13 protein-coding genes are annotated in these 17,819 nt (G+C 36.2%); 2 read left to right on the plus strand and 11 right to left on the minus strand.

Annotated elements, in window-relative coordinates:
* Positions 1-21: 21 nt before the first annotated feature.
* The gene (locus APF76_11550) at positions 22-306 is read left to right on the plus strand and encodes a hypothetical protein (GenBank protein KUO50337.1); all 285 of its coding nucleotides are present in this window, start codon (positions 22-24) and stop codon (positions 304-306) included.
* Positions 307-622: 316 nt separating this feature from the next.
* On the opposite strand, the gene APF76_11555 is transcribed toward APF76_11550, so the two are convergent.
* Together APF76_11555 and APF76_11560 are read right to left on the minus strand one after the other, a co-directional pair.
* Positions 623-2,419, minus strand: a complete 1,797-nt coding sequence (locus APF76_11555) for an excinuclease ABC subunit C (GenBank protein ID KUO50338.1) — start codon at positions 2,417-2,419, stop codon at positions 623-625.
* Positions 2,379-5,246 carry an ABC-ATPase UvrA gene (locus APF76_11560; GenBank protein KUO50339.1) on the minus strand — a complete coding sequence of 956 codons (2,868 nt, stop codon included), beginning with the start codon at positions 5,244-5,246 and terminating at the stop codon, positions 2,379-2,381. The genes APF76_11555 and APF76_11560 overlap by 41 nt, the downstream gene beginning before the upstream one ends.
* Before the next feature lie 328 nt (positions 5,247-5,574).
* Between APF76_11560 and APF76_11565 the strand changes: the two genes are divergently transcribed.
* The gene (locus APF76_11565) at positions 5,575-7,302 is read left to right on the plus strand and encodes a hypothetical protein (protein KUO50340.1); all 1,728 of its coding nucleotides are present in this window, start codon (positions 5,575-5,577) and stop codon (positions 7,300-7,302) included.
* 453 nt (positions 7,303-7,755) lie between these two features.
* Here APF76_11565 and APF76_11570 read toward each other — a convergent pair whose 3' ends face one another.
* The 9 genes from APF76_11570 to APF76_11610 all read right to left on the minus strand — a co-directional run bounded on the left by APF76_11570 (position 7,756) and on the right by APF76_11610 (position 17,741).
* Positions 7,756-8,553 (minus strand): hypothetical protein, encoded by a 798-nt coding sequence (locus tag APF76_11570; GenBank protein ID KUO50341.1) that lies wholly within the window; start codon positions 8,551-8,553, stop codon positions 7,756-7,758.
* Between the two features lie 66 nt (positions 8,554-8,619).
* A complete protein-coding gene (locus APF76_11575; GenBank protein ID KUO50342.1) occupies positions 8,620-10,602 on the minus strand; it encodes an excinuclease ABC subunit B in 1,983 nt (660 codons plus the stop codon).
* Positions 10,603-10,719: 117 nt separating this feature from the next.
* Positions 10,720-10,920, minus strand: a complete 201-nt coding sequence (locus APF76_11580; GenBank protein KUO50343.1) for a hypothetical protein — start codon at positions 10,918-10,920, stop codon at positions 10,720-10,722.
* A gap of 2 nt (positions 10,921-10,922) precedes the next feature.
* The gene (locus tag APF76_11585) at positions 10,923-12,590 is read right to left on the minus strand and encodes a hypothetical protein (GenBank protein KUO50344.1); all 1,668 of its coding nucleotides are present in this window, start codon (positions 12,588-12,590) and stop codon (positions 10,923-10,925) included.
* Positions 12,591-12,594: 4 nt separating this feature from the next.
* Entirely contained in the window at positions 12,595-13,386 is a 792-nt protein-coding gene (locus tag APF76_11590) for a hypothetical protein (GenBank protein ID KUO50345.1), read from the minus strand.
* 15 nt (positions 13,387-13,401) lie between these two features.
* Complete coding sequence (locus APF76_11595) at positions 13,402-14,598, minus strand: hypothetical protein (protein KUO50346.1); 1,197 nt, start codon at positions 14,596-14,598, stop codon at positions 13,402-13,404.
* A 250-nt stretch (positions 14,599-14,848) separates the two neighbouring features.
* Positions 14,849-16,126 carry a C4-dicarboxylate ABC transporter permease gene (locus tag APF76_11600; protein ID KUO50389.1) on the minus strand — a complete coding sequence of 426 codons (1,278 nt, stop codon included), beginning with the start codon at positions 16,124-16,126 and terminating at the stop codon, positions 14,849-14,851.
* Between the two features lie 2 nt (positions 16,127-16,128).
* Positions 16,129-16,623, minus strand: a complete 495-nt coding sequence (locus tag APF76_11605) for a hypothetical protein (GenBank protein KUO50347.1) — start codon at positions 16,621-16,623, stop codon at positions 16,129-16,131.
* 65 nt (positions 16,624-16,688) lie between these two features.
* Entirely contained in the window at positions 16,689-17,741 is a 1,053-nt protein-coding gene (locus APF76_11610; GenBank protein ID KUO50348.1) for a hypothetical protein, read from the minus strand.
* Between the last annotated feature and the right edge of the window lie 78 nt (positions 17,742-17,819).

Here is a 17,819-nt window from a genome sequence, read left to right on the forward strand (position 1 = left end):
TACAAGAAGGAGGTTCTCTAAGTGTACTATAAAAATCTTTTAGAACAGTCCCTAAAGGAATTAAATATCTCATATAAAGAAAATAAACTAACTTATACCTTTGAAAAACCTCTGGCAATTACTATTGCTACACCCCAGACTTATTTTTCTTTTAAATCCCAAAGTCTTAAGCTTGTTAGTGATGATGATTTCTTATACATGGACTTTGATAATGACTTCATCTTTAAGACTCAAGCACCCTTTGTAAGCTTTGCACCCGCCAAGAATAACAGTATGTTAATCCGCCTAAGCCATAACAAGTTCTAAGGAAAGGGGACACACCAGTTAAGGTATGGGGACACACCTGCGGACAGGAATGTCCCCAATTATGTTGTCTAGCCATAGAGTTGAGGAATGTCCCCAATTTATAGGAGAATGTCATATGGAGCGAACCATTATTAAATTTTTTTGCAATTGTTGGTTTATGAAGGCAAAAAAGGTGTAATGATTTGCTTGTTTGAGCGAAGCGAGTTTGCAAAACATAGGCTTTTTTGCTGAGAATAAATCCTAGAATTGCTAAAATTTAATTCCAGGTGAGCGAATTATAACATTTTCATGAGTGCCTGTATTCTGCCTTCTGCTTTCACCTGCATAGATAATCATATACCTGCAGGGCAGATTTTTTATTCATTCCTTCTACCTGCTCTAATTCTTCTAGACTTGCTGCCCTTATATTTTCCATGGTGCCAAATTTATTTAAGAGGGCCTTTTTTCTTTTAGGACCTATTCCAGGAATCTCATCCAACTGTGAACGAAAACCTTCCTTACTTCTCAACTGCCTGTGATAGGTAATAGCAAAGCGATGGGCTTCATCTCTAATTCTCTGCACCAAATAAAGTGCTTCGGAATTCTCAGGAAGCCTGATTGGCTCTTGGCTTATCTCTGTAAAAAGAAGTTCTTCCTTTTTTGCAACACCAAAAGTTGGTATCTTAGAAAATCCTAGGAGCTTCATTACATCTCTAGCAGCACTCAATTGCCCTTTGCCACCATCAATTATTACTAGATCAGGTAATCCAGCAGAATCTGCACCTCTTTTAAATCTACGATAAAGCATTTCCTGAAGCGATGCATAATCATTAGGGCCCTCAACAGTATTAATTTTAAATCTCCTGTACTCATTTGACAGAGGCTTACCTCTTTCAAAAACCACCATTGACCCTACTGTATTTGTACCCTGAGTATTTGATATATCATAGCACTCTATTCTAATTGGTAAGGACGACAGGCTAAGGTACTCCATTAACTGCACGAGAGCTCCTTCATCAGCCATTTTCTTTTTTTGCCTTGATAACTGAGCCTCTTCTAGAAGCAGGAGGGCATTTCTTGCTACCAATTCAATAAGCTTAAGCTTATCTCCTATTTGTGGCATTTGAATTACAACTCTAGCATTGCCTTTTTCTTTAAGCCATTGTTCTATTACATCCTTATCCTCAACATGCTCCTGAAGAAGTATTTTCTTTGGTATGTCAACAACCCTGCTGTAATACTGCTTTATAAAAACCGTCATTACTTCGCTTCTACTCAGACTATCTGTACCGTCTAGGAAAAAATGTTCTCTACCCACAACCTTACCGTTACGTATAAAAAACACCTGAATACACACTTCATTATTTCCCCTAGCAAAGGCTATAACATCCTGATCCTCTTCAACGGAATTATCAATCTTCTGTTTCTCAAGGACTTTTTCTACTGCCTTGATTTGATCTCTTAACTCAGCTGCCTTTTCATATTCAAGGTTTTCTGCAGCTTTTTTCATTTTATAATGAAGGTTTTTGATAACCCTTTCCTGTTTCCCTTCAAGAAAAAGTATTATCTCATTTATCATTTCCTGATAGTCCTTTTCTGAAACATTTCCCACACAAGGAGCTAAACATCTTTTTATATGCTGATTCAAACAAGCCCTTTGCTGCTTTTCAAAATTTTTACAGGTACGTATGGGAAAAAGCTTTCGGAGAAGCTTAATAGTTTCATGCATTGACCCAGCACTAGTGTATGGACCGTAATACTTTGCCCCATCTTTCTTTACCCTGCGTGTGATTATTATCCTCGGATATGTTTCACCCAAAGTAACCTTTATATAAGGATAAGTTTTATCATCCTTTAAAACCACATTATACTTAGGCCTGTGCTTTTTTATTAAATTACACTCTAGTATTAAAGCTTCCACTTCTGTATCAGTAACAATATAGTCTATATCTTTAATATGGCGTACTAAAGCTGTAACCTTTGCCGAAGCACTACTATCCCTAAAGTAGCTTCGCACACGGCTCCTCAATGAAGAAGCCTTACCTACATAAATTATAGTTCCTTCTTCAGAAAGCATTAGATAAACTCCGGGTTTATCCGGTAACCGCTTTAGCTTGTCCTCTGATACCGTCATCATACACCTCCAAAACCTTTGTCAGATACTGACCTGTATAGGAGGTCTTAACCTGAGCAACTTCCTCCGGGGTTCCTGTGGCAATAACCAAACCACCTTTATCTCCCCCATCAGGTCCAAGGTCTATGATATAATCAGCCGTCTTTATAACATCAAGGTTGTGCTCAATAACAAGTACTGTATCACCATTGTCTGTAAGTTTTTGAAGAACATTTAGAAGCTTGGCAATATCCGCAATGTGAAGACCTGTAGTAGGCTCATCCAAGATATACATTGTTTTACCATTACTTCGCCTGCTTAATTCTGTTGCTAGTTTTATCCTTTGAGCTTCACCCCCTGAGAGAGTTGTTGCAGGCTGCCCCAGTCTAATATATCCTAATCCCACATCGAGCATTGTCTTTAGCTTCCTATATATCTTAGGTAGATTAACAAAAAACTCTGCTGCTTCATCTACTGTCATTGCCAAAACATCTGAGATAGTTTTCCCCTTAAACTTTATTTCAAGAGTCTCCCTGTTATATCTTTTCCCCTTACAAACTTCGCAAGGCACATAAACGTCTGGAAGAAAATGCATTTCAATCTTAATTATTCCATCACCCTTACAAGCTTCACACCTACCACCCTTTACGTTGAAACTAAAACGACCTGGCTTGTATCCCCTTGCTCGGGAGTCTGAGGTTTGAGAATATATATCCCTAATACCATCAAAAACTCCTGTATAAGTTGCAGGGTTTGAGCGTGGTGTCCTTCCTATTGGTGATTGATCAATATCAATCACCTTGTCAAGATGTTCTATACCTGTTATTTCTTTAAACTTCCCTGGTCTATTTTTTGTGTGATGGAGATCACCTACTAGCTTTTTATATAATATCTCATTGATTAAAGTACTCTTTCCGCTACCAGAAACTCCTGTTACACAGGTAAAGATACCTAGTGGAACTTCCACATCTATTTTCTTAAGATTATTCTCTTCAGCACCTTTGATTTTAATGCGTTTCCCATTTCCTGTTCTCCTAGCAAGAGGTATCTCAATTTTTTTTATACCATTTAAGTACTGGCCAGTAATAGATTCAGGAGATTTCATAATATCATCAATTGTACCCGCTGCAACCACCCTTCCTCCATGGGCACCTGCTCCAGGACCTATATCTAAGATATAGTCAGCTGTACGAATGGTTTCTTCATCATGTTCTACAACTATTAAAGTATTCCCTAAATCCCTTAAATGTTTAAGGGTTTTTAAGAGTCTTTCATTATCCTTTTGGTGAAGTCCTATACTCGGTTCATCAAGAATATATAAAACTCCCACAAGACTTGAACCTATTTGTGTTGCAAGTCTAATTCTTTGGGCTTCTCCACCTGACAGACTTCCTGCTGCCCTATTAAGAGTTAGGTAATCCAGTCCGACATTAACCATAAAGGAAAGTCTTTCCTGGATCTCTTTAATAACTTGGTGGGCAATAATTCTTTCTCTATGGGTAAAATCTATTCTTTTTAAAAACTCTAATGCGTCAGAAATTGATAATTGGGTAAACTCATAGATATTTTTATCCCCAATTAAAACTGATAACGCTTCTTTTCTCAACCTTGCACCTTTACAAGTTGGACAAAAGCTTGTACTCATATATTCTTCTATTTCTGTCCTTACCCAATCAGATTGTGACTCCTTGTATCGTCTTTCCAGGTTAGGAACAACACCTTCAAAACTAGAATAATAGGTCTTGTGTGTACCAAAGCGATTTCTATATTTAAACATTATCTTTATACCCTTGTTTCCATATAAAACAACATCCATTTGTTCCTGTGATAATTCATTAAAGGGTGTATGAATTGAAAAGCCAAAATGTTCTGCTAGACTTTCGAGCATCTGAGGATAATAGTTGCTAGTAGATTTACTCCAGGGTACTATAGCACCCTTAGCAATGGATTTGCTCATATCTGGTATTATCATATCTGGGTCAACCTCATTTTTAAAACCAAGTCCGCTACAGCTTTGACAAGCACCAAACGGACTATTAAATGAAAATGTCCTTGGGTTGACTTCTTCAAGACTTATACCACAATCCATACAAGCAAATTGTTCACTAAATGTAAGTTCTTCGCCATCTATAACATCAACTTTTACTATTCCTTCAGCAAGCTTCAAAGAGGTTTCTATGGATTCTGCTAATCGAGATTCTACTCCATCTTTTATAGCAATCCTATCAACTACTACTTCAATAGAATGTTTTTTATTTTTTTCTAAATTAATTTCATCATCAGCTAGGTTTAGAATTTCACCATTTACCCTTACCCTTGCAAAACCATTTTTCCTAACTTCCTCTAGCAATTTCTGATGCTCGCCCTTGCGACCTCTTACCAAAGGAGCCAAAACCTGTATCTTGGTCTTCTGCGGTAAAACCATTAGCTGATCTACCATCTGACTAACTGTCTGCTGTGTTATTGGTTTTCCACATTTGGGACAGTGGACCTTTCCTACTCTGGCAAATAACAGCCTTAAGTAGTCATATATTTCAGTAACAGTTCCCACAGTACTCCGAGGATTCCTGCTTGTAGTTTTCTGATCTATAGAAATAGCTGGAGATAAGCCTTCTATATAGTCAACATCTGGTTTATCCATCTGCCCCAAAAACTGCCTAGCATAAGCAGAAAGAGACTCCACATATCGTCTTTGTCCTTCTGCATAGATGGTATCAAAAGCCAAAGAAGACTTACCGGAACCACTAAGTCCAGTAATAACTACAAATTTATCCCTTGGTATCTCTACATCTATGTTTTTTAAGTTATGCACCCTTGCGCCTTTTACGATTAGTCTATCTTTTGCCATGTATATGCACCGCCATTTTCTAGTCTTGATGATTATTTTACACCACTTTTGATATTTAGTAGCTAATTAGTAATATTTTTTACAATATTTTCTTCCTAATTAGTAACTATTATTATTTTCACTTAAGATTATAACACTAGTTTTTATGGCAGGCAATAATCTCACAAATTGTTGTATGTCGTATATATCACACACTATTTAAATCAAATTGTCTTCTGAGATATTTGGTAAGAACTGTTAAAAACATGCAGGATTTTAGCAAAATTTGGCGAAATGGGATACTGTACAATTGTTTTACAAACAAACGCTGTCAGAAAGGGGCACGAAATTGGAAAAGGAAACTAGAAAAAAACAAAACAATAAATCTAAAAATCAAATGTCTATTAAAGGTAAATTGATCATATCCTTTCTATTTATTATAATGGTTTTTATCGCTGCATCTGCTTTTAATTACAGCCAATTGCAGGTCATTGATAGAAATTTAGGGGATCTTAATCAAAAAACAGTATTAAGCAGACAGATAAATGAGTTAGCTATTGCCAACAAAGAGGCATATAATTGCTTTACAGAACTATATGTATTTAATAATTTAGAAGCTGAAACAAGCTTTAGATCATCAGAAATGAAGTTTAATTCTACAATCAACTCTATAAAAGGTAGGATAGATGAGGACCAGTGGGGTAAGCTTGATATAATTGAAGACATTTTTAAAAATATGTCTGACCTTTTTGAAAACAACCTTCTGCCAGCATACCATGAAGAAAATGAATTAGTAATGGTTTATGCAATTGACTCAGCTAGAACAATAATGAGAGATTTAGAATCAACCATTAATAATCTTAATTTGCAAGCACAATCAGACTACACACTTAGCAATTTAGCAATAATTGATATAATTAATGAAAGCAATACTTATTCTCTTTTAGGTCTTGGAATAGTTGTTATATTAGTACTTATAATATCACTAGTTTTATATTCCTCTATCTCTAAGCCTCTAAAAAACATGATAGCTTTAAGTAATCAAATTGCTAATGGAGATCTTACAGCAGAGTTCTCTGAGCAAAAGGGCAAAGGAGAAATCGCAAAGTTTACTGCAGCTTTTAAAAATATGCAAGATAATCTTCGAACTCTGATTAAGGGTATATTAGAAATAGCAGAAGAGGTTGGAACTAATAGTTCTCAATTGGCCAGTAATGCTGAGGAGACCAGTCAGTCTTCATCCCAGGTTGCTGCGACAGTATCAGAACTAGCTCAAGGTTCTCAAGAACAACAAAGCCTAGTTACAGCAGCAGTAGATTTCATTAACACAACAGCTGACAGTATTAGTTTAGTTAATGATAAATCAGAACAGATGGCTCTGGGTGCAGAAACAGTTATCAAGGAAGCCCATAGTGGAAAGGAGATTATGGGAGAAATGGTTTTACAAATGGAGGCAATAAGTGTTCGCGTAAATACTTCTGCAGTTTCTGTAACAGATTTAAAAGAGCATTCCAAACAAATCAGCAATTTTGTTGAAATTATAACTACGATTGCTGAACAAACCAATTTGCTTGCCTTAAACGCAGCCATTGAAGCTGCAAGGGCAGGGGATCACGGTAGAGGATTCGCAGTAGTTGCTGAAGAAGTTAGAAAGCTAGCGGAGCAGTCAAATGATGCAGCTGGAGAAATAGCAACTATAGTAGAAAGAATCCACAAAGAAACAGATGCAGCAGTAATGGCTATGCAGGAAAGCACTAAAGAAGTAACAAGCGGAACTCAAATAGTTAACCAGTCCGGAAAACAATTTAATAATATCTTTAATGAAGTTAATACCCTTGTGTCATATATAAAAGAGGTTGAGACCATTGCAGTTAAAATAAATTCTGATAGCAATCAAATTATTGAGTCGGTGAATAATATATCTGCAATAACGCAGGAAAGTTCGGCTGGCTTAGAGGAGGTATCAGCTACTACTGAAGAACAAACAGCAAGTGTACAAGAGGTAACCTCTGCAGCAACACAACTAGCTGTGCTATCCAAGAAGCTTGAAGATACTGTTAAAAGATTTAAAGTGTAAGCACTAGAAAAACATTTGGAAGAAATTAGTCTGGGTCAATGACCCAGACTTTTGTGTATATTTTTAGATGAACTTTTAGATAATAAATTTAACTTTAAGTTTTTTGGAGATGTATTCTGCGTTGTTAAAGTTAAAAAAGGAGACTTTTAACCTATGAATATTTATTTCCTAACATTTGTTGTTTTAATACTCATCTTTAGCACAAGCATATGGAGGTGGATGACAAGAACCAATGCCCCTGTTCTTCGAAAGATGGTTGCAGAAGATGTTGAACAAGAATTAGATGAAAGACAGGAGTTAAGTGAAGATACACTAGCCGATAAGGATAAGGATAAGAATATGGAATTGAAATAGCTTAAGGACAAAGGAAGCAAAAGAACCGCCTATGCTTCCTGCTATGGTTCCAAAAAAAGTGACGCTCATTTTAAAAAGCGCCACTTTTTTGTATTATCCTTATTTTTCCATAACGGAGCACTGTGCCCCACACTCGGAGCATTTTTGTTTTAAGGCTGCTACAGCAGGCTCCCCTTTTATCTTTTTAACTATCTCCATTATTTTCTCTACTTCCTGCTCTTCACCTTCTACTACCATAACTACAGAACCTTCCGACCCTCCAACCCCGCCAGCACCAATACAGTATGCATCAACTTCAGCAAGGATTTGTAGTGCTTCTATTTCAGTAATTGGCAAACCGTAAGTGACAGGCATAAGACCAACGGGCATTCCAATTGACTTGTCAAATGTCTTACTTCCTGCTACATTAGCAGCTAAATTTACATCAGGAATCATTTTTTCAAGGCCAACTGGCATAATGAGGTGACTACCCCTGGCAGCTACAATGGGTAATGCCTTACCTATAGTTCCTGCGAATGGATCAGCTACTAAAACCCCTACAGTTCCATGATTATCAATTGCATTTCCGCCTTTAATAAATACGTCATTTGCATCCATTTTCTCAGCCGCTTCCACCCAATTCATTTGACTTTTTTCACCATTAACTAAAACAACCGGAGCTAACCGTTCCTTTACAGGAGTTACACATTGTCTACCTCTAGTTATTATGCCAGCAGTATACTTGGCTTTATCAACTTTTTCACCTGTTAACTCTTCCAGGACAAAAGCATTTGTGGTGCCTCCTGCTATTATTACCATTGCTTCTTTTAAAGCGTGCTGAACGGCCGGCAAAACGGCGACTGATTTTGCTAACAACCTTTTTGATTCTGCAGATGTAAATGTAAAAATCGCTTTCATTATGTAATACCTCCAAATAATTTAATATATTCATAATATATGGGGCCATACCCCAATTTCTGCTCCTTAAATTCCAATTTGTTTCTGTAAATCCACAATAATATCCCTTAACTGAGCAGCCCTTTCAAATTCTAACTTGGAAGCAGCAACTTTCATTTCCTTCTCCATTTGGTTTATTAAATCCTTTATTTCATGTTTTGCCATTTTATTGATTTTCTGTTTGGATAGGTAATCTGTCTTTTCTTCTGCAACCCTAGAAGCTTCCAAGACTTTCCTGACTTCTTTTTTGACTGTTTCAGGAGTTATATGATGTTTCTCATTAAATTCTAACTGGATATTTCTTCTTCTTTCTGTTTCACCTATGGCTCTTTCCATAGAACCTGTGATTTTATCTGCATACATGATAACTTGACCATCAATGTTTCTAGCAGCTCTACCCATGGTCTGAATAAGTGCTCTATCAGAGCGTAAAAAGCCCTCTTTATCAGCATCTAATATTACTACAAGAGATACTTCTGGTAAATCCAATCCTTCCCTTAGTAGGTTTATGCCCACAAGGACGTCAAATTCTCCTAAACGCAAATCCCTGATTATTTCCATTCTCTCAATTGTATCAATATCTGAATGCATATATCTAACCTTTACGCCCAGCTCCTTGAAGTAATCTGTTAGATCTTCTGCCATTCTTTTTGTTAGTGTTGTAACTAGAGTCCTTTGATTTTTACTGACTCTTTTTTGAATTTCAGTATATAGATTATCCATCTGTCCTTTTATTGGCCTTATAGAAATCATTGGGTCTACAAGACCTGTTGGCCTAATTATCTGTTCAACTGTTTGCTGGGTCCTTTCTAATTCATAGGGACCTGGCGTAGCTGATACAAACACAATTTGATTAATCTTTTTTTCGAACTCAGCAAACTTCAACGGCCTATTATCTAAAGCAGATGGCAGCCTAAATCCGTGCTCAACAAGATTCTGCTTGCGAGAATGATCACCTTTATACATGCCACCTATCTGAGGAACTGAAACATGGGATTCATCAATTACAAGCAGAAAATCTTCTGGAAAGTAATCAATTAAAGTAAAGGGTGGCTCTCCAGGAGCTTTTCCTATTAAATGTCTTGAGTAATTTTCGATGCCTGAGCAGAAGCCTATTTCCTGTAGCATCTCCAGATCGTACCGTGTCCTTTGTTCCAGTCTTTGAGCCTCTACAAGCTTATTGTTGTCCTTCAATTCCTTGAGTCTTTCATCAAGCTCTTGTTCAATATTCATAATTGCTACTTTTAACTTGTCCTCTTCAATCACATAGTGACTAGCAGGAAAAATTGATATATGATTTCTTTGAGAAATAACTTCTCCTGTAAAGGTATCTATTTCAAGAATTCTTTCAATCTCATCTCCAAACATTTCAACCCTGATAGCCTTTTCCGTAAAAGATGCCGGAAATATTTCTATTACATCTCCACGAACTCTAAAGGTACCCCTATGAAAATCATAATCATTTCTATCGTACTGAATATCCACCAGTTTCCTTAATATTTTATCCCTATCATATTCCACACCCTCACGCAAAGAAAGGACAAGGTTTCTATAGTCAACGGGAGAACCAAGTCCGTATATGCAAGACACACTAGCAACAATAATAACATCATTTCTTTCAAAAAGAGCACTTGTTGCTGAGTGCCTCATTTTATCTATTTCATCATTTAAGGAGCTATCCTTTTCTATATAGGTATCTGTATGAGGAATATATGCCTCAGGCTGATAGTAATCATAATAACTAACAAAATATTCAACACTATTCTCTGGAAAGAAATCCCTAAACTCGCTACAGAGTTGGGCAGCTAGAATCTTATTATGGGCCATAACAAGAGTTGGCTTTTGCACTTTTTCTATTACCTTTGCCATGGTATATGTTTTTCCAGTACCTGTAGCCCCAAGTAGAATTTGATTTTTTAAATTTCCCTGTATCCCATCAGCCAACTGCTCAATTGCCTTGGGCTGATCTCCCTTTGGTGAATACCCTGAAACAACTTTAAAGGGTTTCATATCTTTAAACAGTCACCTGCCTTTTGCATTCATTATGGAAAGCTTAACATATTATAGCACATTTCATTAAATTTCATAAATACGGGAAATGCATTGGCAGTTTCTTGCTTTACTCTTTCAAAAAATTAAAAAAGGAAAATAAATTTTCAGACAAGATAAAGGACACTCAACTTCACAAGTGCCACAATACCAGCATTCTTTATATTTTAAAAAAGGTTTATTATCTTCCCCAAGGCGTAAACAATCCAAAGGGCACAAGTCCACACATATTCCACAACCATTACATTCTTCAGTAACTTTAATTGAAAAAGTGTTCACGCCTATCCCCCCTTTTGAATTTCCCTAAGCGAAACCTTGACCCCATGGTGGTTATTTCCCACTTGTAGATCAATATGTTTTAACCAATTCTCATTATCTGTATCAGGGAAGTCAGTACGTCTGTGTATACTTCCCCATCTGCTTTCTTCACGAGTCAAAGATGCTATTGCTGACATTTGAGCACAATCTAGTATGAACTCCAACTCTACTGCTTTTCCTAATCCATGACAATCATTAACATGTAAATACTTGGGTAATTGTTCTCTTAATTCTAATATTGTATTTAATCCTTTTGTTAGGGAATACGAATTTTTTGGTGATAACAAATATTCATTAATAATTCTGCGTAACTTATATTCAAAGTCCATGTAACAAATTCTATCCGTTTTCGGACTCATAAAGATATTCAATTGCTTAATCACACCATTCATACATTCATCAAAGTATTTATCTGAAACCTTTGTGTTAGATGTTTTTACATACTCCAAGGCACTCTCCGCAGCAATCCTACCATATACAAAAGCCCCACTTAAGTGCTGCATGGGAACGGAACTAACATCTCCTGCTGCAAAAAGTCCTTTAATACTTGTGCGAGCAGATTTATCTGTTACAATACCAGACAATCCGTGTCCACCACATAATTGAGCTTCTGTAAGGTTTAATTCTATTAGGTCACGCCCAAGTTTAATATTTTTTAATTCCCAAAAACGCCTTTGCATTGGTCTTTCTGTGCTAAATAGAATATTTTCAATTTCTTTAACCATACCCTTAGAAAGATGATCAGTTTGGAGAAAAGCCGGTCCATCATTGTTTTCAAGTTGTTCTATTAAACGATGTACTGATAGATTATTTTCATTAACTAGGATATTTCCCTTTAAGTCAACCACCCTGGCCCCTCGAGTAATAACAATATATAATAGCGGAATGTTCAAATCTTTTACCAATGGGTATTTCAAGGTATATTCCATACCAGTTATTTTAGCTCCAGCTTTATATGCCATTGAAAAACCGTCTCCAGAATTACCTGGAAAATCAAAAGTTCCATATAAATACCCTGTATTTGGAAGACCAAATCTAGCTGCAGAACCGTTGGCAAGAATTACAGACTTTGCCTCACAAACAATTAAATTACCATCAACAATGTTTAAGCCCATGGCCCCAATCACTATTCCATTTACAACTACAAGTCTTAAAGCCATAGTTTTATTAAGCACGGAGACTTTTAGTGCACGAATTTTTCTCTCCAATATCACCTTTAAATCCGGTTCATCCATCCCCACACAGAACTTGCCTCTATCATCAATAGTCATTAATGAATATTGCCCATTGTCATTTTTTGGAAAAAATACTCCCCATTCTTCTAATAATCTTAAAGCATCATAACTCTTTTCTGCCAATCTATAGCTGGGTGCTTCATCAACAATGCCCCAGCATTTGTGCTTTATCATGTCCACGTACTCATCAGGTGTTGATATGCCGGGTACAACTACAACGTTTAATGCATCCATTCCCATAGTAATAGAACCGCTTCTCTTAGTATTTCCTTTTTCCATAATACACACATCAAGATTAGGGTTAGCTTGTTTCAAGGAGATACCTGCCATAGAACCAGCACTCCCACCACCGATAATTAGCACATCCGTTTTAAGTCTTTTAACTGAAAACCCCATTTAATTAAACCGCCCCTCTAGCTGACCTGAAATTTGCAGGGCTTACCTTTTCAATACGTTTAAAAGTATTACAAAAATGCTGAACTGTACTAAACCCTACCTCTTTCGCAATCGCTTTCAGACCTTTATCATTTTCATGCAAAAGGAGAAACTTAGCTTTTTCAATTCTTGCCTCTATAATAAAACTACTAAGAGATACCCCTGTGGTGCTCTTGAATAATCTACTCAAATAACCTGGGCTCGTGTGAACTAGATCTGCAATGGATTCTAATGTAACTTGCTTATCCAAATTTACCATTATATATCCAATTGCTTCTTCAATTCTCTCATCATTAAATGCTACATTTTTGTTTTTGTGATCTTTTTCATTTGCCCACAAGTTAAACAGATTACTTGATGGATTATTATCATTCTTTTCCTTTTTTAATCTTATATGTTCTTTTAGTCTTTGAAATGTATTAAGCAAATCATTTATCTCTACCGGTTTTAATAAATAGTCAAACACAGAACATCTTAAGGCCTGCTGAGAATATTCAAATAGCCCAAAAGCGGTAAGGATAATCACTTCAACTTCCTTGTTATCCTTTTTTATATGTTCTGTTGCTTTAAGTCCATCCATAATTCCCATTCTAATATCCATCAATATCGCATCTGGCTGTAGGGTAGAGTTTAGTTCAACTGCTTGTAAACCATTGGTAGCTTCTCCAACTATTTGAATACCTAGCGGTTCACTAGCAAAAATTTGTTTTAATGCTTCTCTTTCTATTTTTTCGTCTTCAGCAATTAACAATTTCATAACTCTCACCGCCAATCATTTGTCAAACCAAAAGACGGGAACATAATCATCTTCTATATCTGATACAAAAGGAATACTAATTGTTACCTCTGTCTGTTTATTAGGTTCAGAGCAGATATTAAGACCATAATCTTCTCCACAATAAAACTTAATACGCTTCTCAATATTATTTAGACCTGTTCCCGTAGACTCCTCAGATTTCTTGGTTGTTTGGGAGCTATTCACATTGTTTTGTGCAAACCCAATTCCATCGTCAATAACTTTCAATATGAGCTTTTGATCCTCTAATCTACCAATAATTTTAATCAATCCTCCCCCTTTTGGTTCTAACCCATGTTTTATAGAATTCTCTACTAGGGGTTGAAGTGCTAATGCAGGAATAAGCCCTCCCATAATATTCTGTGATATATCTAATTGGTAGTTTAATTGATCATCATAACGATTTTTTTGAATAAACAAATAGTTTTTAACGTACTGTAGCTCGTCTCTAACTCTTACCAACTCTTTCTTTTCCATGGAATATCTTAGTAATTTTGATAAAGCATATACAACTTCTAAGGATTCTGCACTTTTTTCAAGGTATATTAATCTTGCTACTAAATTAAGTGTATTGAATAAAAAGTGAGGTTTTATTTGTTTTTCTAGACTTTGGATTTCAAACTGTGCTAATTCAATTTCCGTTTGCTTTATTTTGGTTTCAAGTGTGTTTAATTCCTGTTCATGCTTATAAATTCTATCTAGAACCCTATAATAATTAAAGCTTTGTTTTATAAACAAATCCAAGAATTGAAACAAGTTTTTTCCAATAAAATGGTCATTTGTAATTTCCTGTAACCATTCTTTTACATCAATTTTCTCGTATGGCATGGTCCTTTCGTAGTGAATATCCTTAAACTCTTCTAAGTGAAGAAGTGCCCCACCGATCAATCTATCTTGCAAAAAAATAGGCATAGTAATTAAAAGTCCTTGAGTATCACAAATAATAATTACGCTCTTTGATTCATAGGATCTGCTTAGTAGATTATCAACTATATAGGTCCCAGAGTTGACATTAAGTTTATCTCTGTTGTTGAAAAAAAAAGGAGTGTTATCCCCTTTAATTAACAAATCACTTTGGGAATTATACAGTTGAAAATTAATTCCCCACATATTTGAAAGGTCTATTAGCATTTCTTCAAGTGCTTGTAAATCTACTGAATCTTTCTGATCCATACGATACACCTTCCTATTGTGCAATAAGCACTTACTGTTTTATTCTATATTTATAATAATTATTCCTGCCAATTTTCATAAAGACCCTATTGATTTGCTTGTGCAAATTTAGGAAATAAGTGATTATTCAGTATTTGTAAATTGTAGGTTATTAAAGATAATGCTCATTTTTTAAAATTAAGTCCTAGGAGTTGAACCAACAACTCCTAGGCCGCTCATTTTCCTTACTAATTTTTTTTATAAAAATTTTCTATATTCCTTGTACAAGCTTTGGTAAGAACATGATAATTTGTGGGAAATATATCATTAATACAACACAAATAATCATAGCCACAATAAATGGAAAGGCTGCTCTTGCTACTTTTTCAATAGGAATATTTGCAATCGAGGATGAGACAAATAAATCAACACCTACCGGTGGAGTTACAACACCGATAGTTAGTGCTATTGTCATTAAAACGCCAAAATATATTGGGTCTATGCCTACTGCTACAACGACAGGAACTAAAATAGGTGCTAAGATGACCATAGCTGGTGCAGCATTCATAAATGTACCCACAATAAGCATAACTCCTACTAGCATTAATAAAAGTGTATTTGGATTAGTTGTTAGACTTGTAAGTGCAGTAGCAATTGTCTGAGGTATTTGATGATTAACCAGTATCCAGCCGAATAAACCCGCTGAATTCATTATGAACATTACAATTGCAGTAGCCTTCACAGCACCAAGTAAAACATCTGGTATTTGAGAAAATTCCATATCTTTATAAACAAATAGTGAAATAATAAACCCATAAGCAGCTCCAACAGCAGCAGCTTCAGTTGGAGTAAATATACCACCATAAATACCACCCAAGATTATTACTGGCATTAGTAAACCCCAAAAACTTTCTTTGAAAGTTACCCATACAGCTCTTCCACTAAATTTCTCTGTTCCAGCATATCCTTCTTTCTTACTATAATAATAAACAACGGCCATCATAGCTGCCATCATAAATATGCCAGGAATAAACCCTCCTAGGAAAAGAGAGACAATTGAAACTTCAGCTGCAACACCATAAATAATCATGACTATACTAGGAGGAATTATCATTCCTAACGCTCCTCCAGAAGCAGTTACTCCAGCAGAGAAATGTCTAGCGTAGCCACGCTTTTCCATAGTTGGTATCATGATTGCACCAATTGCGGCTACTGTAGCTGCAGATGAACCGGAGATGGCAGCAAAAAACGCACACCCTACTAGCACTACCATGGCCAATCCTCCAGTAAGAGCACCTACCAATGCACTAGCGAAATTTACTAATCTCTGAGAAACCCCACCTTTTGTCATAACTGCCCCAGCTACCATAAAGAAGGGAATTGCCATTAAAGGAAAGGAATCATTTGTAGTAAAAATTCTTTGGGCAATTACCATTAAAGGTATATCAGATACCCAAGCCACTAATAGCGAAGAAGAGCCGATTGCAATTGCTACAGGGACACTTGAAAATAATAGTACTATTAAGGATACAAACAGAATTGCTGAAATCACTAGCTACTCCCCTCCCCAATAAAGTTTTCACTATTACCAAAAAATTCTTTATAGCACATTTCAAGAGCAAAAATTAGCATGAAAAATGCTCCTGTGGGAATAGCAAAATATGCGTAACTCATTGGTATACCACTAGCTGCAGCAGGTTGGATATGGGTTATTATTGTCATTTTCCATCCCTGATAGACTAACAAACCTAAGAAACCAACGCTGACAATATAAACAAAACTCCTAAATATCCTGCTTAAAAATTCAGGTACATACATAACAACAATTGTGATTGCTGCATGCGATTTATCTCTCATAACCAAAGCAGAACCTAGCATAACTACCCAAACAAACAAGAACCGATTAATCTCTTCAGAAGTTGGAAAGGAAAAGCCAAAAACATATCTACTTAGTACTTGAGCTATTCCAAGTAATACTGAAACACCAAAAACAACTATGCAGATATATTTAATTGTTGAATATAAACCATCTAATAATTTTGTCAACCATTTCACCTTCTTTCGGATAGCTTAACTGCCGGAGAAAAACCCCCGGCAGCCCCCTTAATACTTTATTGACCAGCTGTACTTGCCTTTTCTACTAGCTCCTCACCAATTTGAGGTGCATATTTTTCCCAGACAGGTTCCATAGCTTCTTGGAATAGCTTCTGTTCTTCAGGTGTAAGTTCTGTCACTTTTAAGCCTTTATCAATCATTATTTCTAAGAACTCTCCTTCTTTTTCCTGTGCTAATGCTCGCTGCCACTCAACAGCTTCCGCAGCACACTCTTCAATAATTTGATGGTATTCACTAGGAACCTTATTCCAAGCTATACCACTTATCATCAGCATTATCCCGGCATATTGATGACCAGACAATGTCAGATATGGATTAACTTCATAAAAAGATCCGGCATAAACATTACCAATGGGATTATCCTGTCCGTCAACTGTACCCTGCTGTAAAGCAGTAAATAATTCACCAAAAGAGATTGGTGTTGCAATAGTACCCAAGGCCTCAAAGGTATCAACATTTAGTGGGCTGTCTGGCACGCGCATCTTTAAACCCTTCATATCATCAGGAGTTCGAATTTCACGAACCGAGTTTGTAAATGTTCTAAAACCGCTTTCAAACATTCCCAGGGTTATAAATCCAGTCTTAGCCTGTAAACCATCATAAATTTCTTGACCAATTGGTCCATCAGCGACCTTATAAACATGCTCGCGGTTGTTGAAAATAAATGGTAGGTAAAACAAATCTAGAGTATTATAAAATACAGCCATATTTGTAGTCGGACTTAGCGTCAGGTCAACAGTTCCAATTTGCATCCCTTCAATTAGATCTCGAGAAGAACCTAATGTATTATTTGGATATACAGTAATTTCAACGTCACCATCTGTTCGTTCACTTACTAATTCTGCAAATTTTACTGCACCCTGATGAAATGGCTGATTTTCAGCAGCATGGTGCCCTAATTTTAGCTCAATAACTTCTTTTTCAAGTTCTGGGGTTTCAACATCTTCTGCGGGATCATTATTACTATTATCAGCAGCACTACAACCAACCAACCCAACAAAAAACATAGCAATAAGCAACAAGCATAAACCTAAGTGAATTCTTTTCATTTATTACCTCTCCCCTACTATTTATTTTGGTAAAGGCATTATGGACTAAAGATACAGTTCATAATGCACCAAAAATAA

The sequence above is a fragment of the Desulfitibacter sp. BRH_c19 genome (assembly GCA_001515945.1).
Lineage (GTDB): Bacteria > Bacillota > DSM-16504 > Desulfitibacterales > Desulfitibacteraceae > Desulfitibacter.